Consider the following 22532-nt stretch of genomic DNA (forward strand, 5'->3'; position numbering starts at 1 on the left):
ATGATTTATTTTGATCACGTTGCCACTACCCCGATGAGCCAAGAAGCACTGGATACCTATCGAGAAGTGGCCGAAAACTTTTTTGCCAACAGTGAAAGTCTCCATCAGGCTGGTAACGCTGCCGGCCAGCTGGTTGAAGAAGCCAAGCAAAAGATCAGCGACTTACTGGCAATCCCCACAGAAGGGCTGGTATTTACCAGTGGCGGGACTGAGGCCAATCAGTTGGGAATTCGCTGTCTGGCTGCTGGAACCGCCAAAAAGGAAATCCTGGTCAGTCCCTTGGAACATTCGTCGGTTTATCAAATTTTAAACTACTTAGCCGACACGGCAGCTTACCAGATTAAATTTTTGCCGGTCGATCAAAAGGGCCATGTTACCCCGGCAATTCTAAAACAGGCCATCAGCGACCAAACCGGCTTGATTGTCATTCAAGCCGTCAACGCAATTACCGGCATTGTTCAGGATATTCACGCACTAAACGAAGTCGCCAAACCGGCCGGCATCCCACTCTTTGTCGATGCTGTTCAAGGTTTGGCCAAGATTCCACTAAATTTGAGCGAATTAGCCGGCTTCAGTGCCAGCGCTCATAAATTTAACGGCCCAAAGAGCTGTGGCCTGCTCTACCTTTCGCCGCAGGTCATAACCAAAGCCCCTTACAAATACGTCTTCCAGCAAAACGGCTTTTTGCCCGGCACGTTGGCAGTTCCCGAAATTGTCAGTGCCACGGTTGCTTTGTCCGCTGCCTGGCAGGCCATGGACCGCAACCTCAAGCACGTCGGCAGGCTAAAAAAACAACTGTTGCTTCGTTGGCACCGACGATTCGACCGGTCGCCACCTGGGCCGAATATCCGGGTGTCTGCGGTTTAATTCTGCCACACACGCCGGGCCAAAGTGCTGCCACCAGTATGGGGCAGCAGGGCTTTTGTTTCTCAACAGTCAGTGCCTGCAGTATTAAAGACCCCCGACCGGATAAAAGTTTGGCGGCCTTGGGATTGACGCCTGAAGAAAATGACCGCTACATTCGCATCTCTTTTGGGCCAAGCAATCAGGCTGAAGAGATTACCGCCTTTGCCAAAGCTTTGAACGAAGATTACAGCTAATTTGATATTAAACCGTTTTTAAAACCGATCTCCGTTTGGAAACCGGTTTTGTCATCAAATCGGCTAATTATGTGGTACTCGCCGTAATCATCGCTGCCAAAAGCCCTTGTTAAGCAACTTGGTTATTTGGCATTATTAAAAATGACAACCTTTTTAGTTTTAGGTCGTTTTATTATTAAGTCAGCTTTTATCCATTAAAAATATAATCAAAATTAATTATCATTCTAATATCTTTATTCGATATTAATAGATTATATTGCATTAATAACAAGAATCATTTGCTTTTAATTTGATTTTAATTTAAAATGATATACGTTAATAAACTTCACATGTCGAAGGGACGTGCCATTATGAAAATATCTTCACTTGTTAAGATTGGTGGGGTTGCCTTACTATCCGCGCTTGTTCTAGCCGGATGTGGTAGTAAATCATCACAATCCACTTCAAAGGACCAAACGCTGAATTGGATGCTGCCAGCCAACATTTCCACCATGGATGCTTCAAAAATGACCGATTTGTATTCGTCACAGATTGAAAACGATACAAACGAAGGTCTATTACGAATGGGTAACAGCAAAGTGTACCCCGGGGTTGCCAAGAACTATACCGTTTCTAAAGACGGGAAAACTTGGACGTTTAACCTCCGCCATTCAAAATGGAACGACGGCAAGCCGGTAACCGCCAAAGACTTTGTCTTCTCTTGGCGGCGAACGGTCACCCCAAAGACTGCTTCGCAATATGCCTACATATTCGCGAATATCGAAAACGCCAACAAGATCAACGCCGGCAAGCTGTCACCAACCAAACTGGGAGTCGAGGCCAAGGGCGATTATAAGTTGGTTGTTCACTTGATTAAGCCACAAAGCTTTTTCAAATACATGGTTGCCCAAAGTTACTACTTCCCTGAAGAACAATCGGTTGTCGAAAAGTACGGTTCGAGTTACGGAACTAATTCAACCAAGAACGGCTATAACGGCCCATTTGTTCTCAAAGGCTGGACCGGTACCAACGATACCATGAAGCTGGTTAAGAACAAAAACTACTGGAATGCCAAGAACATTAAGTTGAAGACGATGAATGTTCAGGTAATTAAGGACCCATCAACCGCCCTCAACAATTACCAAAGCGGCAAACTTGACTTCACGACTCTGAACAGTACGCAGGTTAAACAGTACAAGAACGATAAAGATTACAAGGCTTACAAAGAAGCTTCAACTCAATACTTGGAAATGAACGAAAAGCGGCTGCCAATGTTCAAGAACAAGAACATCCGCAAGGCCTTCTCGTTGATTATTGATCGAAACCAACTTGTTAATAAAGTCCTCGCCGATGGTTCGCAAATTCCAAAGGGGTATGTCCCAGCCGGTATGAACAGCCGAAACGGTAAAGATTTTGCGGACGAAGCTTACGTCAAGGCTGCCGTTACCAACAACGAAGCCCAGGCTAAGAAGCTTTGGGCCAAAGGGCTGAAAGAAGTCGGCAAGAAGTCGGTTTCACTTACATTGATGTCCGACGATGATGACACTTCCAAGAAAGTCACCGAGTTTGTTCAAAGTCAGTTAACCAAACTACCAGGCTTGAAGATTACCAATCAAAATATTCCGTTCAAGACCCGGTTGTCTCGTTCACAAAACGGCCAATTTGATATCGTTATTTCCCGTTGGATTGCCGATTATCCAGATCCATCCAACTTCTTGGACCTCTTCACATCAACCAATTCCTATAACAATGGTAAATGGAAGAACGCCAAGTATGACGCTTTAATCAAGAAATCAGAAAACCAAGATGCTAATAATGAATCTGCCCGTTGGAACGACATGATTCAAGCCGAAAAGGTTTTAATGAACGACCAAGGCATTGTCCCAATTACCCAACAGGGTCAATCCACTTTGATGAAGTCCAAAGTCAAGGGCGTGCAATTCTTCCCAACTTCACCACAATGGGACTGGAGTAAAGCTTCAATTAAGTAAATGATTCTATTAAAAAACAGCGGTCACTTCTCAACGTGAAAAGTGCCGCTGTTTTTTAACTGCTGTTAGTTGTCATCAAACAAAAATAATCGCAAAGCCGTTTGGCCCGACATGCGTCATGATTGTTGGACTGGTCAAGCGATTGACGATTTCCAAATCGGAGCGTTTCTGTTTCAACGCTGCCTCGATTTTATCTGTATCCGCGTGGCTGTCCACGTAAGAAAGGCCAACCCGGGTAATCTTTGGATTATCAATAATTTCGGTAATCACCTGGTCGATCATCTTACGCATCCCTTTTTCACCACGTGCCTTTTGAAAGACCTTTAATTTGCCGTTGGGCATTCGCAACTCCAACTTTAATTTGATCAGTGTAGACATAAATCCAATGGCCCGATTTGCCCGGCCGCCCTTAACCAGATAATCCAAGCTGTTTACAAAACAGGTCAGCGTGATCTGTTGCATATACGCCTTTAATTCAGCCATAATTGACTTGATATCGGTTTGCGTCCGAATTAATTCGGCAGCTTTCAACACAACAAACCCCAGTCCCCGATCCGTCAAGCCACTATCCAAAACATGAACAGGAACCGGCACCTGTTTCGCGGCCATTTGTGCCGTTTGAGCTGTACCGCTAAGTACTGATCCGATGTGAATCGAAATAATTTGATCACCTGATTGGGCAATCTTTTGATAAGTATCCACGAACTGGCCAATTGCCGGTTGACTGGTCTTGGGAAATTCTTTATCTTCCCGCAACCGCCGGGAGAATTCAGCCCGACTAACATCAACACCGTCCCGGTAATGTTGGCCTTCCAACGTCACCGTCAGCGGGACTATGGCAATGTGGTTTTCCGAAATTTCCTGTTCGGTTAACTGAGCAGTTGAATCAGTTACAATGTGAATCATTAATTATCACCTCTTTGATTTATTATAAACGCAATTATCCGGGTTGTGACTTGCAAATTCAAGATTGGCGCTTGTTGTGACTGTTCTTTTAGTGCAATTGCAAACCTGATAATTGCTTTGGCAATTTGGTTAAAAAGCCCAAAATAAAAAGCCGTCCCCTAACTTTGGCGAGTATCGGACGACTTTTTATTTTAAAGTTATGATGTAACTACGTCACCGTCTTTAGCGGTTCTACATAGGGAGTCCTCATTCAGAAGGGTTCCCTTTCTAGAAAAATTATAACACATTTTGATATTCTGCAATTATTAAGCCTGTCCAAAATATTTCAGTCTTTATTATTTTCCAAAATCAGGCTATGCTATGGTTAAATTCAAAATCAAGATTGGAGCGAAAAACATTGGCAGATAACGTTTTAATGGCACTTCACATTATCGGCAACAGTAAGGATCCCAAGCCGCACCTAAACACAAATCATTTTTACAAATGGCGAATTGACGCTGACACAGAAGGAACCCCAAAAATCGGTAATTTGGCCAAAGTTGAAACCCAATTTGGTATCCAACACGTCGTCATCTGGGGAACCAAAGAAGTTGCCCAGGACATTTCGGACATGAAGCGAGTTATCAAGTTTGACGACCACGGTGTCGGACCAAAGCACGCTTATATTAATGACGAATTTAAGAAGTTTAATGAAAGTTAATTGATTTTTTCAAAAAAAGGAAGTAACAAAGGACTGGACAAAATTGCTTTTGTCCAGTCCTGTTCGTATAATCACGATTATTACCAAGCGAAAACGTGGAACGAAAGGCAACTTCCTGCCACATAAGTGAATTATCCAAACATTCAAGCCCGGAATATTCGGATAATTCACTTATGCTCGGGAAGTTAACCGCCTTTCGTCCCACCCTTCCACTTCAATCAGCTACTCAACGATGTGACTGGTTTGTTGATAAATCGGTTCCCGATTCAACGCTCTTTGAATGGCTTCCTCCAAACTCAACGGGCTGTTGATGTTGCTGGTTGCCACCATCTTATCAAAGCTTTTGGCGTTTGCAATCGCTTTGTTAGCTGTCTCATGACTGACCGAGTGCAACATCACAATCACAATGTCAGCGTGTTTAACAGCCGTTATCAAATCCGATTCGATCCCCTTACCACTGGCTTCACCATCATAAACCAGTAACTTACCGTGATGAGCCTTAATCACGTCATCAACCTCGGCACGGTGAGCGGAGTAGCCCGCCATCAACACCGTCTTGTTGCTTAAATCAAAATCCAACTTGGGCGTAATGATTTTAGGAGATTTATCCGTTGATTCAACATAGGCGCTGTGTGGTTTGCGAGTTTCTGCCGGCTGCGTATCCAAATCACTGTCGCGATAAACCCACGACACCCGGGCTTCTGCCGGGCCGCGGTCTGCATAGTAGGCAATGTCAACAATGTCGCCGTCCTGAACATTGTTTTTGATTGAATCTTTATAGTTCAACCGAATTGTAACCGGTGCATCGTCGTGCGTCAGCAACTCGCCGTTGTATTCTTTTCTGGCAACCAACCCGATAGTAGGATCTTCTTCAGCAATTACTCTCTTTCGAACAATCGGTTCTGCTTGTTCGGAGTCTCCCCGCGACACCAATTCAAATTCCGGCCGATAAGAACTGCCATATTTAACTCTTACCATATCACCATCCTGCAAATCGGTTTTGCGGATGATCGACTCGGAATAGTGATTGCCATTGACAACCGCGCCAATTAATTTCCGATCAAATCGGTAAGCTTTTTCCGCTTCAACCGGTTCTTCAGGTTCAGCATCCGAATCAGTACCAGCCGGTTCATTAGTTGGTTTAGCTGCTTTATCTTCGTCAGTAGATTCGAAATGATTTATTGCTTTAACAATTGCCTGTACATTCTCATCAGTATCAGGCTCGCTATCACATTCACTTAATTGATGGGCATATTTACTAACTGTTCCAATTGCTTCTGTAATAACCGGCATATTTTTATCATTTGCATAGCGCAATATTCCGGCAATGTCGCGACAAAAATCGGCATATTTAATAGTTGTCATAAATAACACCTCTATTTCATATTTTTAAAAATTATATAGCTTAGAACCATGATACGATACTTTATCTTACGTCACGGGGATATTCGCATAAAATCAAAAAATAAAGCGGACCAGTATTACCCAATTGCAATGAGTAATGCTGGTCCACTTTTTCGAAAAACAAATTGTTTTTAATTCCTCCAAAAAAATAATTGACAATTTATACAGATTCCGGTATCTTTAATAAATCGGTTAGTTACACATGTAATTAACTAAGTAAGCTAATTAGTTGATTTCACCGAATTATCAGTAGATCGCAATTATTACCAACCTTCTTTAAGGGTTGCTTGAAAGGAATTTTTACGTTGAAAAGAAATACCCTCATTCTCGCAGCACTAAGTGGTCTTTTGACCCTGGGTGCCGCCCGCCAGGCAAGTGCCAAATTAAGCAATGACCAGCAAGTCGTTGCCAGTGTCGTTTTCAAGCCAACCAGTGAAAGCCGGCTGACCCAGTACGTTTATGATACGGTTGACCCAACATCAGCCAAATACCATCATTACTTATCGACGACTGAATTTGCCCGAAAATTTGGTCAATCACAGCAGTATGTCGACGCGTTTAAACGCTATTTAAACCAGTATCACGTTCATGCCTATGCCTATCGCGGCCGTTTATCATTAAAAGTCCGCGGGACCCGTGCCAACGTCAATCAGGCATTCCACGCAAAAGCCGGTCACCAAAAAGGGCAACCTTCAAGGACTTACTACCAACTGCCCAAGAAACTGGCGCATCAAGTCGTAACCGTTATCGGCTTAAATGCGTTAAAATCCAAACAAAATCCGACCCCTAAAAGGACCGATAATCACGCCGTCTTTTCCATGCTTACCCGAAAAGCAGCCGGCAGTGACGGCCCCGACACCCATTTAAAAGGAACCGCTTTTTCCAAAAAATATGGGGCGTTAAAATTCGCGGAACGCTACCAATTAACCAACCTGTATAATAAAGGATTGTCCGGTCAAAACCAGCGAATCGGCATTATTGCTTTTGGCGATATTCATCGTTCGGATTTAAAGACCTACTGGCGACAAGCCGGTACCAACACCGACACCAGCCGGGTACGAAAAATTTACGTCATCGACAATCAGAAAAAGGTTCAGGCCAGCATGACTGCCGATCACGTTGCCGAGCAATCCGAAGCTACGCTGGACGTTGAATCAGCCGGAGCTGTTGCGCCAAAAGCCGGTATCGACTTCTATACCGGGACTTCCGTTGATAATGCCGTTAATCTTCACACCAGCCTGTTTACTGCTTTTACCCAGGCAATTTCCGACAATGTCGACCGGCAGCTTTCCACCAGCTACAGCCCACATACTGACGACCTCAAATTATGGGAAGAACACAGTGCGACCCCATCCCAATACAACCACGCTTTCAACCTGATTCTGGAACAAGCCGCGGCTCAGGGAATCACTGTCTTTAATGCCAGTGGCGATCGGGGGCCTTGGGAATGGAGCCACAAGCCCTTAATGGAATGTCATGGCATCCCAACTTCGCCATATCAAGTCTTGGTTGGCGGGACAACCCTACCCTATTCAAAAGTGATTAACGGTAAAAGAATCACTGTCACTAAAGAACGCGCCTGGGGCACGCTGGCAGGCATCTCTGCCGATAATCTAAAAGCTGGGGCCTTTTCGGGTGGCGGTGGCGGCTTCTCAGCGTTGAATCCGACACCGCGGTATCAACAGGGCGTCCCCGGTGTCAACACGTTCAGTGCGATCAATCTCATCAAATATCTTTCAGATAAAAAAATCTACGCGCTAAATAAACATCCCCGCCTAATCACAGGCATTCATGAAGGTCGAAATTTACCGGACGTAGCCGGAAATGCCGATGAGCGAACCGGTTACGCCACCTACCTTTCCTGTCCAGTACCGGCAGCCAACAAAAAAGCCAAACCAATCATCAAAAAGCTTTGGACTATCGGTGGCGGTACCAGTTACACTGCCCCACAAATGGCCGCAGCAAACGCCATCATTAACAGTGGCAAAAATATCCCGGTCGGCTTTTGGAATCCCCAAATCTATCAATTTGCCCAGCAAGCCGATACACCGTTTAACGTCTTAGACGACAACGTTGATAACAACAACCTTTACTACACCGGCCAACCCGGCAAGCTGTATAACCAGGCGACCGGTCTTGGCACCATCAATTTCGACAAACTCTATCAAAAGTTCAAATAATTCCAACCGTGATGCTAAGGATACCTGTAGGTATGCTTGGCTCACGGTTTTTTTATTTCACAAAAATTATAGGAGAAAAATACACTATTCTCTTAGTCTCCTAATCTCCTTTTCTCTTTTTCTCCTTTAATCAAAATCGTTACAAATGCATGCGGCTTGGCAATCCCAACCAATAGCTATATTTATCTTTTTATCCTTTTAGCTATTTATCCTTTTATCTTTTTATCTATTTCCCTATTTCCCTTTTTCCCTTTTTCCCTTTATCATTTCCGAATCGGTTAATAAAATGCCAAAGAAAATAATTGACAACTCATCTCAAATCCGGTATCTTTAATCTCAAGGTTAGTTACTTAAATAATTAACTATTAAAGTAGAACGATTATTTTGGAGGATTTTAAAATGCTGATAGAAAATGTTAAGAAGCGTGGCTTGACCAACTTTGACGTCAAATTACTCGGCATCGTTTTGATGTTTATTGATCACGTTTATGAAATGTTTAGTAGTGTCGGAGTTCCCGACTGGTTTGATTATCTTGGGCGACCGGTCGCCACCCTGTTTATGTTTTTGAGCGTTGAGGGGTTCACCCATACCCACAATCAAAAACGTTATATCACGCGCCTACTGATTGGTTTTTGGATTATGAATATTGGCAATACTATTATTAACCGCTCGATCAGTGTTGGCAACATGGCTATTATGAACAACATCTTCTGCGATTTGTTTATCGGTGTCTTAACGATGTACGGTATCCAAACAATTTCCAACGGCTGGCAGCAACGGCGCTTTTCAAAACAATTATTAGGTGGTTTGATTATTGCAACACCAATTATTTTAACTATTCTGGTAACAATCATTTCTCAAACCGGCATTAACGCTTTTTCCGCCTATTTCCTATTAGCTATTCCAACCCCTTTGGGCGCAGAAAATTCTATTTTCCTCTATCTGGGACCGGTATTGTACCTGCTAAGAAATCATCGGGGCGGTCAACTATTCGCGATTGCCGTTTTTGCCTTTCTAACAACCGGCTTTAATTTCAGCGGACTGCTTACGACCAATACCCAGTGGTTGGAAGTATTGGCAGTCATTCCGATTGCCTTCTATAACGGTGAATTGGGCCGCAGTATGAAAGGCTTCTTCTACACCTTCTATCCAGTTCACATTTGGGGATTATATATTCTCGCGGCGTTATTAGGCGTCAAAGGATAAAACAAGTCAACCGGCTAATTCCCGGAGCGTTCACACCATCTCAAATCACCAGGACTGGTATAATTAAGCCAGATTATAATCAGAAAAGAGTGATTATTTTGAGGGGAAAACAAGTTATTATTGCGACGTTAAGCGGTTTGCTGGCAATGGGGACCGGCTTTTCCGCCAATGCCAAGACGAAAAAACCGGACAACCGGCAAACCATTGTTAACGTCTCGCTAAAGCCGACCAGCCAAAGCAAGTTGACCAACTATGTCTATGACACGGTTGATCCGACTTCAGCCAATTACCACCGGTATTTGACACCGGCGGAATTCGCCCAAAAGTTTGGTCAATCCAAAGGGTATATCGCATCGTTTAAGAATTATTTGAAAAAATACCACGTTTCGGCAACTGCCTACCCGGGCAATCTGGCACTGAAGGTTAAAGGAACCAAGACAAACGTTAATCGGGCCTTTCACGCCAAATACATTTCAAAAGCCAAAACCAACTACCAGTTGCCGGGAACGTTATCCAAACAGGTAGTTGCTGTTATCGGCATCTTCGCGCCCAATTCAAAGACGGCCAAAAAGACCACTTCAAAAAAGAATAGTGCCAAACAAACTGCCAAGCAGAAAATTGCCTATTTAAAAAAGATCGCCAAAACAGCCAACGCCTCTAAGAGTGATCTGGTTCCCAACACCAAGCTGTCAACAACGGCCTTTTCCAAAGCGTACGGCCCGCTAAAATTTGCCGACAACTATCAACTAAATGCCCTGTATAGCCAAGGGCTGCAGGGATTCGGTCAACGAGTTGGGATCATTTCCAACTCTGACTTCCACATTGGCGACATTCAAAAATATTGGCAGAAAAACGGCATTAACGCCAAGCCGAGTCAAATTCGCCGTTACTACACCATCAGCAGTAAGAAGTACACCCGAATGCTTTCAAACTACATGTTTACGGTTGCTTCACTGGAAGCTACTTTGGATTTACAGCAGGCAACTTCTGTGGCCCCCAAAGCCGACTATGATGTTTATATCGGCTTGCCGGTCAACGGTGCGACGACCATTACTTCTGCCCACTATACCTCCTTTATGGAAGCAATCGGCGATAATATTGACCGCCAGATCAGCACCAGCTTTACTCCCGGCGTTGAGCGTAAAAGCGGTTGGCCGGATTCAAGCGCATCACCTGCCAGTTATAACGCTGCGTTTAATCTCATGTTGGAACAGGCTGCTGCTAAAGGGATTACCGTCTTTCGGGCAACCGGTGACCACGGTCCCTACGAAGACCCGATTGCCGCTCAAAATCATGCGGCTTCAACCTCGCCTTATCAAGTGATGGTTGGTGGCACAACCCTACCGTACTCAAAAGAGATTAACGGCAAAAAAGTTACCGTCTCAAAGGAACGGGCCTGGGGCGACACCTATACGGCCAAAGCCAGTGAACTTAAAAAAGGTTTCTTTCCCGGTGGTGGCGGTGGCGGCTTTTCCGCACTGAACCCAACGCCGCGTTATCAATTGGGCGTCCCTGGTGTTAACACATTTAGAGCCATTCAATTGTTGAAATATATCGGTAAGGGCAAATTTCTGGTAAACAAACAGCCGAAAGTGATTACCGGAACCGGCCATTCCCGAAACCTGCCCGATGTCGCCGGTGATGCCGATCCACACAGTGGTTACGCCACCTACATTAGCGCTTACTCAGTTGCCACCAAGAATAAGAAGGAAATCCGCACCCTTCACAAAATTTGGCTGATTGGTGGCGGCACCAGTTACGTGGCTCCCCAAATGGCAGCTGCTAACGCGGTTATGAACAGCGGTCGGACCACCCCATTAGGCTTTTGGAATCCGCAAATTTATCGGTTTGCCCAACAGGCCGACTCACCGTTTAATCCATTAAACGATACTAAAAACAACAACAATTTGTACTACACTGGTCAACCCGGAACGGTGTATAACCAGGCAAGCGGACTTGGCACCATTAATTTTGAAAAACTATTCACGCAATTCAATCAAGAAACCGATGAATAACTGATTTTTTCCTTTCCAACAATTAATGAATTGGGTACTTTCGCTTTTTACATTATAATTAAGAATAGATAACTTTTAGAAAAGAGTGATTATTTTGAGGGGAAAACAAGTTATTATCGCGGCTTTGAGTAGTTTGCTGGTCTTGGGAACCAGCAGCACGATCAATGCCAAAACAAAAAAGACCGATAATCGGCAGACCGTCGTCAACGTTGCCCTTAAAGCAGCCAACGAAGATGCCTTAACCAACTACGTTTACGACACGGTCGATCCAACTTCGGCCAATTATCATCATTATTTAACACCAAGTGAATTTGCCCAAAAATTTGGTCAATCGGCTGCTTACGTTGCCGCCTTTAAGCAATACCTGGCCAAATATCACGTCAAGGCAGCCGCCTATCCCGGCAATCTATCATTAAAGGTTCAAGGGACCAAAACAAACGTCAACAATGCCTTTAAAGCAACCTACGTTAAGAAAAAGGGACAACGGTCCAAGACCACCTATAAACTCCCTGGAAAACTTTCCAAACAAATTGTCGCCGTGATTGGTGTCTATGCATCAAAAGACAGCCGGAAGCAATCCGCCAAGAAAAAGACCACTAAGAAATCGGTTTCAAATTCAATGCTGACAAGTACCGATTTGCCTTCGAGCGGCATTAAGCCCAATACCGATGTCACCGGCAACGCCTTTTCAAAAAAATACGGGGCCTTAAAATTTGCCGATCATTATCAATTATCGAACCTATACAATAAAGGGCTTAGCGGTCAAGGACAACGGATCGGTATTATTGCCCACAGCGATTTCCATATTGGCAACATTAAAACTTTTTGGCAGCAATCCGGTATCAATACCGACACAAGCCGAATTCACCGAATTTATCCAATCAGCAATCGCCAAGAAATGCCGGCAATCGCCAATCGTGGCATAACCAATGCCACAATGGAAACCACGCTGGATGTGCAGTCAGCCAGTTCCGTGGCGCCTAAAGCCGATGTTGATGTTTACATCGGACAAACCAATAACGGCGCAACTAACGCGCCATCAATGCACTACGCGACTTTCATGACAGCCATTTCCGACAACGTTGATAAACAGATCAGTACCAGTTTCAGCCCAAGCGTGGAGGATAATAGTATCTGGCCGGATAAAAGTTCCTCTTTAAAGCAATACAACCACGCCTTTAATTTAATGTTGGAACAGGCTGCTGCCCAGGGGATCACCGTTTTTCGGGCCAGTGGTGATTATGGCCGCAGTGAACGACTCAACGGCAAAGAAAATCACGTTCTTTCGACCTCGCCTTACCAAGTGATCGTTGGCGGAACAACCTTGCCATATACCAAAATCAAAAACGATAAGGTAATTCAAGTTACTCAGGAACGGGCTTGGGGCGATACCTACAGCTTAAGCAGTCGTAAGCGCAAGGAAGGCGTCTTCCCAGGAAGCGGCGGTGGCTTTTCCGCGCTTAACCCAACCCCCCGCTATCAACTCGGGGTTCCCGGCGTTAACACATTTCGGGCAATTGAGCTGCTGAAATACCTTGGCAATAATCGATACGCGGTTAATAAACACCCGAAAGTCATTACCGGAACCGGCAATTCCAGAAATATTCCGGACGTCGCCGGCAACGCAGATTCTGAAACCGGGTATGCCACTTATATTTCCGGCGATATGGTACGCCTTAATAAGAAACATCATCTCATCCTGACACCGGCAAAAATTTGGATGGTCAACGGCGGAACCAGTTACACATCTCCTCAAATGGCCGCGGCCAACGCGGTGATGAACAGTGGGCGTGAGACGCCAATCGGTTTTTGGAACCCGCAAATCTACAAATTTGCCCAACAGGTTGATACGCCATTTAACGTTTTGGATAATGCCAATGACAACAATAACCTGTACTATACCGGCCAACCCGGTAAGCTTTATAATCAGGCAACCGGCTTGGGAACCATTAACTTTGATAAATTATATACCAAGTTTAATAGCGAAAAAGATTAACTTTCGCCTGGACACCCGATAAAATCGATGGTTAACAAAAGAGCTTGAGTCAAAAAAATTTTGGCTCAAGCCCTTTCTTGTTTAATCACGATTATGCTCTGGGAGTTAACCGCTTTTCATCCCACACTTTATATTTAAAGCTAATTTTTAAGTCTGGTTTAAGCTCGCTACGATAAGATAATGACAATCAGAAAAAGCACTTTGGTATTTCAGTAAAGGAAGTGGTCACGACATTATAAAGTTGAATTAACGTTACTCCTCCAATTTAATAAATATTCCCAATAATTAATTTCTTAACTAACTCAATCTCAAACAACCCCTCCAATATATATCTTCTCCCCAGAAGATACCCCCTCAAAGCCCCGTGACGTGATGACGCACGGGGCTTTTTTTTATTTGTCAGCTTTAATTATCATTGCTTGAATCCGGCAAATAAGGCATCAACAGGTTGGCCAAGCCCTCAACACTTCGGGTCTGTATCAAAATTGTGCCGTTTCCCCGAAAATGGTTAACCAAGCCTTCGCCCGTCTTAAAGCCCAAGGTCCCGCCGGCAACTTCGATGTTATAATCCAGGCTTTGGCTCCAAGCAACCACGTTACTGTTGTCAACGACGTACTCGCCGCCGGTCAAATCAACCGAAATAATGTCCGCATACCCGGAAACTAAAAAGGTCCCCGTTCCCTGCGTCTCCATGACAAACAGGCCACCGGTCCCACCAAAGAAAGCCCCAGCCAACTTTTGCCGAACCATTTGATAACCGGTACCCGCATCGGACGCGAGATAGGCGCTGGTATTTAACCGCCATTGCGTTTGACCATCCGTATGTAATTCCCGAATGGCTCCCGGATTAGCCGGTGCAATCAGCAATTCGCCATTGTCGGTGTCGCCGGTTGCCGTTGTAATAAAAAAGCTTTCACCGCTGGTTATCGAACGGCCCAGCGCACTTAAGACACCGCCGAGACCCTTTTTACCATTACTGTTCATATGGCCTTCCAGTGTTACCTGACCATTATGGGCAATCATGGCGCCCCGCTCCAGTTGAATTTGTTCACCCTTGTGTAGATGAAGGGTCACCGTTGGAAAAGCCGTATCTTTGGAAATCGTGTAATCCAATTATTTCATCCCCTTAATTTTAATTATCTTCAGTATAACAAGAATCACCGGTTGTCGTTATTTCGCTGTATGCAAATTTTGGGTAAACAAAAACAGGTTGCTATAAAGTTTTCGCTTTATAGCAACCTGTTGATTGGTAACTCACATTTTTAATCGTTAAAGATTAGATAAATGGATTTACAACGTACATGTCAAGGATTGTCTTTACCCATTGACGGTTGATAGTCATACCGGCGTAACCGTCAGCATTAACATTTGAAACCTCAGACTTAGTGTCGCCATCTGACTTAAAGTAAAGTGCAGAATCGTCTACAGTGTAACCTAAACGAAGGATATCACCATAGTGGGCGTTCTGTGGAAGCGTATTAGTATCCAAGTTGAACTTCATGTAAACACCAGTGAGTGAATCAAGATTATCAAGCCAACCACCTGCAAGACGAGGCAAGATAGTCGGGGTAATCTTCATGTAAACTGTGTTGAAGCCGTTGTTCTTCAAAGCTGCATTCAAGGTATTAGTAGGAATAACATCCTTCTTATTACCCATTACAGTCCGATCACGGTTGAACTTGTTAACAGCGTTGTTCCAGTTAACATTACCGTTCCATAGCGGAATTGTCCATTGTGAGTGGGCAACCATCTTACCACCAGTGGCACTGCTATAACCTTCAACATTGAAGTTATTATCAATAGTTGTTTGGCTGGTACCTACTGAAGTGTATGTTGAAGAACTAGTTGCTGCTGAAGTTGAAGCAGCAGAACTTGCAGCGGCTGATGAAGCGCTGGCAGGTGTGCCAACTTTCTTAGCTTCTGCAGCTTTAGCAGCGGCAGCAGCAGATGCAGCGGCAGCAAGTGAAGCCTTGTTTTCAGCTGCTTTCTTCTTCTTAGCAGCAGCTGCCTTTTTAGCAGCTGCAGCCTTTTTAGCGGCAGCCTTCTTCTTAGCAGCTGCTTTTGCTTTCTTAGATGTTGCCTTCTTAGCGTGAGCCTTTGTCACAGCAGTTGTTTCTGACTTAGCAGAAGCAGTCGTTGCTGGTTGAGCTGCAAATGCAGCGCCGGAAAGACCCAAGACGGCAGCACTAAGTAATGTAACTTTCTTAAGTGCTTTGTTCATTATATAACCCCTCCAAATTAATAAAAATATTCCCTGAACGCCCTTCATTATATAACACATTCCGTAAAAAACACAAAGGATATTCATCTTTTTGATCAATTGATTTTAGCAATTTTTTGGGGAGTTTAAGCATTTGTAATCACATCACCACGAATCACAATATATACATTATATTAATAGTGTACTGGTTAATAGTATACGTAGCGATTCCTTTTTGCGCACAAACAAAAAGACCACCTCATTTAAAAGAAGCGGTCGGCATTATGCTATTAAATTGGTAATGACTCATTCAACACGACTAACCTGATCAGAAAAGTCTTTGTAAGCTGCTTTTGACAGAGCGGCTTTCCCCCGCCAATAAGTAATGCCTTCAATTGCCAGCCCCAATGTGACACTGACCAACCAGAGGCTAAGAATCATAAGGAGTTCCATCAGACGACAATCCTTTCTAAAAGTGGCTTTTTACATCCCAATCAAAATTAAATTGACCGGAATCCTATCAACAATGGTCCAAACTGTTAAGCTTTCATCTTTTTATTCTTGACCATTTTTGCCCGGTCGGCTAATGGGCAGCCAACATCTGCACACTCATGACAACTGCCCTTGGCACCCTTTTTAAGAAAGCGCGCATAAAAGGCAAACCCGACCAAACCAAATAAAACAACTGCAACAATGATTGTTCCCATAAAAACGGCTCCTTTCCAAATAAAACAAATGTGACCAGACTATTGTCAAGCACTGACATTGATTCCCAAGTCAGCCTGTTCGCGCTTGATAAACAACCCATAAACCATCATGCCAAGTGCCAACACTGCGACCGTTAACCCAACCGGCGAAAAATGGGCGGTAAACAATTGCGAACTTTGGTAAATAATGGTAGCGACCATATACGCAACCAGCGTTTGATAGCCAACCGCCCGCCAGGTCCAACCGGCGTCGCCGAACTCTTTGTACATGGTCCCAATTGCCGCAAAACACGGAGCACATAGGAGATTAAAAGCTAAAAAGGCATAACCGGCCATTGGCGAATAAGTTGCTTGAAGCGCGTCGATAAAGCTGGCGTTGCTGCCGCCAAATGTAATATGCAGCGTGCCCACACAATTTTCCTTAGCAATCAAACCGGCTAATACAGCAACTGTCGCATGCCAATCACCAAAGCCCAGTGGGGCAAATAGCGGTGCTAAAAACGACCCCAATGCTTGTAAGATGCTGTGATTTTGGTCAACCATCTGAAGCTTAAAGTTAAAGCTCTGAAGGAACCAAATACCAACACATGACAGAAAAATGATGGTCCCGGCCTTAACAACAAATGCGTGAGCCCTAAACCAAACACTCTGCAGTGTATTACCCAACTTGGGGAAATGATAAGCCGGCAGTTCCATAACGAACGGTGCCGGAGCTCCGCTAAACAATTTCGTTTTCTTTAAAAAGATCCCGGAACCAACCACCGTCAACATGCCCAGGAAATAAGCGGAAGGGGCTACCCAACTGTTATGTGGGAAGAACGTCCCGCTGATTAGAGCAATCACCGTTAATTTGGCCGAACACGGCATAAACGTTGTCAGCATAATCGTCATCCGCCGATCTTTCTCACTTTCAATGGTTCGAGTGGCCATAATTCCCGGCACACCACAACCGGTCGCAATCAGCATTGGAATAAACGACTTTCCCGACAAATTAAATCGATGAAAAATCCGGTCCATCACAAACGCAATTCGGGCCATGTAACCACAGTCTTCCAAAATGCCCAGACACAAAAACAGCATCATTACCTGCGGCAAAAATCCCAACACCGAACCAATGCCACCGATAATCCCATCAACAATCAAGCCCTTTAACCAGGCGGCGACACCTAACGCATTCAAAAGTTGCGTTGCCGCGTTGGGGATCCAAGCCCCAAACAACGTATCGTTAACCCAGTCACTGCCAATCGTCCCAATTGTTTGAATCGATAGATAGTAGACGACCCACATGACGACCACAAAGATCGGCAGCGCCAGCCAACGGTTCGTCACAACCCGGTCAACCTGGTCACTGATCGACATTTTGAAGTCGTCCGTATCGACAACACTCATTTCAATGATTTTGGCAATAAAGTCATACCGTGCGTTTACCACGATACTATCGCTGGTATCATCAAAAATCTTTTCGGTTGCTTTAATGGTCGCCTCAATCTCTCGCTGCTGCGATTGATCCAACGATAGCGCCGTAGTGACAGCTTCATCACGTTCAAATACTTTAATCGCGTACCAGCGCAATTCATTTTCCGGCAGTTGACCGGCCAGCTGCTTTTGAATCATCGCTAAAGCCGATTCCAGCCGGGGATCGTATTCGGGATAGGCATATCGATGATCTTCAGCCGCCCGCTGCTGGATTTTTTCGGTCAGTTGATCCAAATTCTGCTTTTTTAACGCGCTGATACTGACTACCGGGACATCCAATATGTAAGCCAATTTTTTTAAATTAATGCGGCGATGATGCTGCTTTTTAAGGATGTCCATCATGTTCAAAATCAGCAGCAAGGGTAACCCGGTTTCCATTAGCTGTAGTGTCAAATACAAATTCCGCTCCAGATTGGTAGCGTCCACCACGTCTAAAATCTCGCTCGGCAGTTCATCCAACAGATATTTTCGCGTAATCAATTCTTCAGAACTATAAGGAGACAACGAATAAATTCCAGGCAAATCCTGAACCGTCGTTTGCTTATCAGACTTCAGTTGGCCGCTTTTTCGTTCGACCGTGACACCCGGCCAATTCCCAATGTGTTGATTTGAACCGGTCAATGCATTAAATAAAGTTGTTTTACCACTGTTCGGGTTTCCCACCAACGCCAAGGATGACATTTCCATGGCTTACACCTCCTCGATTAAAACACAACTGGCATCGCGCTTTCGTAAACTTAATTTGTAGCCGCGAACCATCAATTCAATTGGATCACCCAATGGCGCAATTTGATTAACTTTAACGACTGTTTTGTTAGTTAAGCCCATGTCTAATAACCGCCGCCGTAACGCTCGATCACCAACCATTTTTCGGATAATCCCACTTTTACCAACATGCAAATCAGATAGGGAGCGTAACTTGTCGCCGGCCGCTTCTTTAACGTCTCGAACCACAATTCGTTCGGCAATATCCAAACTAATTGCCAGCCGCTGCCCCTGAAAGTAGATCATCATCCCACTTGAATCCGTCGATAAAGAGATGACCGTAACCTTTTTGCCGGAAATCATGCCCATTTCGGCTAACCGGCGGACAATTGCCTTGTCTCCCAAAACATTCATAATAATATATTCGCCCCTGTGCTTCGTTTCCGACAACGCTTCCATAGTTAATCACTCTTTTCGACTTATAGTTTTGGAATAATTTAATACGTAATATTCTTTCATTTTAAAGCCACTAAATACATTGATGTGGTATATATATGATAGTCAAATATTAAATGTAATTTTTAAAAATGTCAATATGGTAAGAACGATGAGGATTATTCTCATTACTTAGTGATAATCATTCTAATTTTGAAAATGCCGACTAATCACGGATTCGCCATTAAATTACAAAAAAGTTCCGAAAACGGTTGAAAATATTATTTTTTTCTCGTATACTCGGAATCAAGTGAGTTGCCATTCTCATGGCACTCAAATTAAGTATTAGTCATTTTATTTATAAGGTCTTCGAGTGCAGCGGGACACTAAATGAAAATACTGCACGCCAAAGTAGTCGGCTGACATGGGCCCACTGCTTTTTTTCATACATACAGAAAATGCCCGCCGATTTTTCGACGGGCATCGCTGTGTCAGTAGCCATTTTAAACAGATTCCTTGACCGATTGCTTTTTAATAGGCGTTTTACGGGCCTTTAGATACCTGACCAGCACAACAGCCAAGCTAAGCCGGAAATCATTGTCGCAATCCAAAAAACGTTATAGAAAGCCTGAATAAACCGATCACCAACTGCCGGAGTAATGCGGGTCACACCGGGCAGCTGAAAGAACAGTGCCGCCGAAGCAAAGCTGATGCCAATTGTCATTCCCAGTGTCCGGGCAAATGAATTAAATGACCCGGCAATTCCGGAAAACTTCTCGGCTACCAACCCATGGTCAACGCATTATTCGGCGACAGAAAAATCGCCATCCCCATGCCGTTCAGCACAATTGGCGGTATAATCCGCAGCATCTCCAGGCCACTCGGGAAAAGGGCATAGCCAACCTGTGAAACCACCATCACGGCCAAGCCGACAACCGTCATTAATTCCCGATTCACCCGATCGGCCAAAAAACCGGCAAACGGTGTCGTAATCAACATCATCACGGGCTGCAGCATCATTATCAAACCACTGGTAAATGGACTCATCCCGTTATAACTCTGCAGGTAAAACGGCAACAGGATATTTGAAACAGCATTTACCAGCATGACCAAACTCAAAGCGAGAATCGATGTCATAAAGTCGCGATTTTTTAAAATTTCCGGCGCAATCCACGGTAAATTCGACTTATCATCTTGAATAAACGAATAAATAGTGATGGCACCACCAACCACAAAGAAAGCCAAACCAATTAAAAGTCGGTCCCGGCCGCTTTCAAAGAAAGAACCGCTTAGGAAAAATAAAATTATGCCAATTGTAAATAAATTTTGGCCAGTCCAGTTAGCGCCCTTGGTCACTTCTCTAATATGCGACCAAGTTTCTTTAGGAATCGCCAAATATTTAAAGCCCAACCAAAGGACTAATATTCCTAAAGGTATATTTATCCAGTATATCCAACGCCAGCTTGAAATAGAAATGATAAAGCCGCCAATTCCGGGACCGGAAATTGCGCCCACCGAAATAAACATCGAAATCATGGCTAACGCTTCAGCCCGTCGATTGTCCGGAAAATATTGGGTCACAATTCCCATTGAATTGGCCATAATCATTGCCGCTCCGATTGCCTGAATCACCCGACCAATCAAAATCGTCACGAATCCAGGTGCAAAACCGGTTACCGTTGAACCGACCAGAAACGCCACCCCACCAGCCAGAAAAACCGCATTTTTGGACAAGATATCACCAATATGCCCAAACATTACCAGCAAAATAGCCGTCGTAATCAACCCGATCTGGACAATCCAAGTAGCCGCACTACTGGAAACATTTATCGAAACGGCAATTTTAGGAATCGCCAAGTTCGTACTGGATCCTGACAGAGATGTCAAAAACGCAAACATCCCCAAAACAACAATAATAGATAGATTCTTCCCCCGACTATCAGTCATTTTGTATTGCCCCCCTTAACCTCGTATCGTGATTGATAATCTCCATAATATTTAAATCGCTGTGATCACCATATTTATACCACTGATAGGTTAAAAGGTTGGCAATTTCGACTTGGGGGCTTTGTTTGAAAAATTCAAGGCCGGGATTTTCCGCATCGGCGCCTTATATTCCGGGTGTTAACCGTTTTGCTCCGCTCACTCTTTTTAGGACAGCTCCTCAAAGCAACGTTCTGCATATAAGGGATCCCTTTCAAAAATCCAAAACCGGGATTTTCGAAAGGGACACCTTATACTCCGAACGTTAACCGCTTTGTTCCGCTCACTCTTTTTAGGACAGCTCCTCAAAGCAATGCCACTCCATATAAGGGATAAATCTTAAAAATCCAAGCCCAGGATTTCTAAGATTCACGCCTTATACTCCGGGCATTAACCGCTTTGTTCCGCTCACTCTTTTTAGGACAGCTCCTCAAAGCAGCACCACTCCATATAAGAGATCAATTTGAAAAATCCAAACCCGGGATTTCCCAAATCGACGTCTTATATTCCGGGTGCTAACCGCTTTGATCCGCTCACTTACCACTTTAGCCAGCTCTGGTTATAGTGGCCCTTGATCATCCAGATATAGCCCTGCTTTTGCTGGAGATATGGGGCTTTTACCATCCACCCCAGCGCTGTTGTATTTTGCACCTTAATTTTTGAATCTTCCAGCAAAACCAGCTTTTGTCTGGTTCGATTATTTTCCAGATTAACTTGGTAAACCGGGACCGGATACCTGATGTGAACCGTTCGCGGACGATACCAATAAGATGAATAGTACCCAGGCAGACCGCTGGCATGCGATGACGGCACTGAAATCAATCCTGCCGCCAGCATCAAACCAACCGTGACAACAAACAATAATTTCCTAAGCATCACGCATCATCTCCCCACTTCTTTCTCCACCCTGAGAATAGCGCACCAATTGCACAATTCTGTAAATCTGATGTAAAGGTTGTGTAAAAGTGAGTTCAAGTTGTTATTCAATCTAATTGCCGGCATCAAGCCCAACATGATAAACTGATTACACAAATGATAAAATGATTCAGATGCCACGACACATTCCGTGAACTACTCGGCCATGAATGACCAAGCTTCTGGGAACACGAAGTAGTATTTAGGCTGTTACATCGGTATGCCGAACACCTAACTTACAGAACTCCGCTCTCTTACCATGGCTAGTCCCTAACCAGTAGCTTTTAAGCCGCGCTTCAGGATATTAACTGCCGCATTAATATCCCGATCATGATGGGTCTGACACTCAGAACACGTCCATTCCCGAATTGCTAAGGGTTTGGCACCGCCATTGTGTCCACACGCTGAGCAGATACGGGAAGTGTTCTTGGCACTGACCACTACTAACTGTTTCCCGTACCAGTTACACTTATATGCCAGCATGGTCCGGAATTGATACCAACTGGCGTTAGCGATGGCCTTAGCGAGATGGTGATTGCGCATCAGATTTTTGGTTTTCAAATCTTCAATCACAATCACATCGTACTTCCGAACTAAGGCTGTCGTCAGTTTGTGCAGGTAATCCTTGCGCTGA

Annotated in this window: 18 protein-coding genes and 1 pseudogene; 8 read left to right on the forward strand and 11 right to left on the reverse strand. The window is 44.4% G+C overall.

What is annotated here, in order from left to right; all coding sequences use genetic code 11:
• The 3 genes from JCM14108_RS09220 to JCM14108_RS09230 all read left to right on the forward strand — a co-directional run bounded on the left by JCM14108_RS09220 (window position 1) and on the right by JCM14108_RS09230 (window position 3070).
• On the forward strand, window positions 1-867 hold the full coding sequence (locus tag JCM14108_RS09220) for a cysteine desulfurase family protein (RefSeq protein ID WP_237745788.1): 867 nt from the start codon (window positions 1-3) through the stop codon (window positions 865-867).
• Window positions 807-1100: a hypothetical protein gene (locus JCM14108_RS15400; protein ID WP_237745789.1), complete on the forward strand. Its 294-nt coding sequence runs from the start codon at window positions 807-809 to the stop codon at window positions 1098-1100. Before JCM14108_RS09220 ends, JCM14108_RS15400 begins: the two co-directional genes overlap by 61 nt.
• 350 nt (window positions 1101-1450) lie before the next feature.
• A complete protein-coding gene (locus JCM14108_RS09230; RefSeq protein ID WP_035180388.1) occupies window positions 1451-3070 on the forward strand; it encodes a peptide ABC transporter substrate-binding protein in 1620 nt (539 codons plus the stop codon).
• Between the two features lie 75 nt (window positions 3071-3145).
• Here JCM14108_RS09230 and JCM14108_RS09235 read toward each other — a convergent pair whose 3' ends face one another.
• A complete protein-coding gene (locus JCM14108_RS09235) occupies window positions 3146-3976 on the reverse strand; it encodes a DegV family protein (RefSeq protein WP_035180389.1) in 831 nt (276 codons plus the stop codon).
• A 397-nt stretch (window positions 3977-4373) separates the two neighbouring features.
• Between JCM14108_RS09235 and JCM14108_RS09240 the strand changes: the two genes are divergently transcribed.
• Complete coding sequence (locus JCM14108_RS09240) at window positions 4374-4676, forward strand: DUF5839 family protein (RefSeq protein WP_051996123.1); 303 nt, start codon at window positions 4374-4376, stop codon at window positions 4674-4676.
• Window positions 4677-4898: 222 nt separating this feature from the next.
• On the opposite strand, the gene JCM14108_RS09245 is transcribed toward JCM14108_RS09240, so the two are convergent.
• On the reverse strand, window positions 4899-6041 hold the full coding sequence (locus tag JCM14108_RS09245) for a DUF2325 domain-containing protein (RefSeq protein ID WP_035180391.1): 1143 nt from the start codon (window positions 6039-6041) through the stop codon (window positions 4899-4901).
• Between the two features lie 344 nt (window positions 6042-6385).
• Here JCM14108_RS09245 and JCM14108_RS09250 point away from each other — a divergent pair, with 344 nt between their 5' ends.
• From JCM14108_RS09250 to JCM14108_RS09265, 4 genes are all read left to right on the forward strand, one after another.
• On the forward strand, window positions 6386-8260 hold the full coding sequence (locus JCM14108_RS09250) for a S53 family peptidase (protein ID WP_035180393.1): 1875 nt from the start codon (window positions 6386-6388) through the stop codon (window positions 8258-8260).
• A gap of 399 nt (window positions 8261-8659) precedes the next feature.
• The gene (locus JCM14108_RS09255) at window positions 8660-9466 is read left to right on the forward strand and encodes a TraX family protein (RefSeq protein ID WP_035180397.1); all 807 of its coding nucleotides are present in this window, start codon (window positions 8660-8662) and stop codon (window positions 9464-9466) included.
• Window positions 9467-9555: 89 nt separating this feature from the next.
• Entirely contained in the window at window positions 9556-11481 is a 1926-nt protein-coding gene (locus JCM14108_RS09260) for a S53 family peptidase (protein WP_035180398.1), read from the forward strand.
• A gap of 85 nt (window positions 11482-11566) precedes the next feature.
• On the forward strand, window positions 11567-13477 hold the full coding sequence (locus tag JCM14108_RS09265; protein ID WP_035180400.1) for a S53 family peptidase: 1911 nt from the start codon (window positions 11567-11569) through the stop codon (window positions 13475-13477).
• A 405-nt stretch (window positions 13478-13882) separates the two neighbouring features.
• Here JCM14108_RS09265 and JCM14108_RS09270 read toward each other — a convergent pair whose 3' ends face one another.
• The 9 genes and pseudogenes from JCM14108_RS09270 to JCM14108_RS09300 form a co-directional block, all read right to left on the reverse strand.
• A complete protein-coding gene (locus tag JCM14108_RS09270; RefSeq protein WP_035180402.1) occupies window positions 13883-14590 on the reverse strand; it encodes a TIGR00266 family protein in 708 nt (235 codons plus the stop codon).
• A gap of 163 nt (window positions 14591-14753) precedes the next feature.
• Window positions 14754-15698 carry an acid shock protein gene (locus JCM14108_RS09275; protein WP_035180404.1) on the reverse strand — a complete coding sequence of 315 codons (945 nt, stop codon included), beginning with the start codon at window positions 15696-15698 and terminating at the stop codon, window positions 14754-14756.
• A gap of 285 nt (window positions 15699-15983) precedes the next feature.
• Window positions 15984-16130: a hypothetical protein gene (locus tag JCM14108_RS14830; RefSeq protein WP_169790415.1), complete on the reverse strand. Its 147-nt coding sequence runs from the start codon at window positions 16128-16130 to the stop codon at window positions 15984-15986.
• Window positions 16131-16216: 86 nt separating this feature from the next.
• Window positions 16217-16384 (reverse strand): FeoB-associated Cys-rich membrane protein, encoded by a 168-nt coding sequence (locus JCM14108_RS14335; protein ID WP_081759891.1) that lies wholly within the window; start codon window positions 16382-16384, stop codon window positions 16217-16219.
• Between the two features lie 45 nt (window positions 16385-16429).
• Entirely contained in the window at window positions 16430-18547 is a 2118-nt protein-coding gene (gene feoB / locus JCM14108_RS09280) for a ferrous iron transport protein B (protein ID WP_035180405.1), read from the reverse strand.
• A gap of 3 nt (window positions 18548-18550) precedes the next feature.
• Window positions 18551-19024, reverse strand: a complete 474-nt coding sequence (locus JCM14108_RS09285; RefSeq protein WP_035180406.1) for a FeoA family protein — start codon at window positions 19022-19024, stop codon at window positions 18551-18553.
• Window positions 19025-19503: 479 nt separating this feature from the next.
• Window positions 19504-20947: pseudogene (locus JCM14108_RS09290) on the reverse strand (MFS transporter).
• Window positions 20948-21520: 573 nt separating this feature from the next.
• Window positions 21521-21859, reverse strand: a complete 339-nt coding sequence (locus tag JCM14108_RS09295; protein WP_035180407.1) for a hypothetical protein — start codon at window positions 21857-21859, stop codon at window positions 21521-21523.
• 309 nt (window positions 21860-22168) lie between these two features.
• On the reverse strand, window positions 22169-22532 hold a 364-nt coding region (locus tag JCM14108_RS09300; RefSeq protein WP_035180409.1), incomplete at its 5' end, for an RNA-guided endonuclease TnpB family protein.

This window comes from Lentilactobacillus farraginis DSM 18382 = JCM 14108, from assembly GCF_000583655.1.
GTDB classification, from domain to species: Bacteria; Bacillota; Bacilli; order Lactobacillales; family Lactobacillaceae; genus Lentilactobacillus; species Lentilactobacillus farraginis.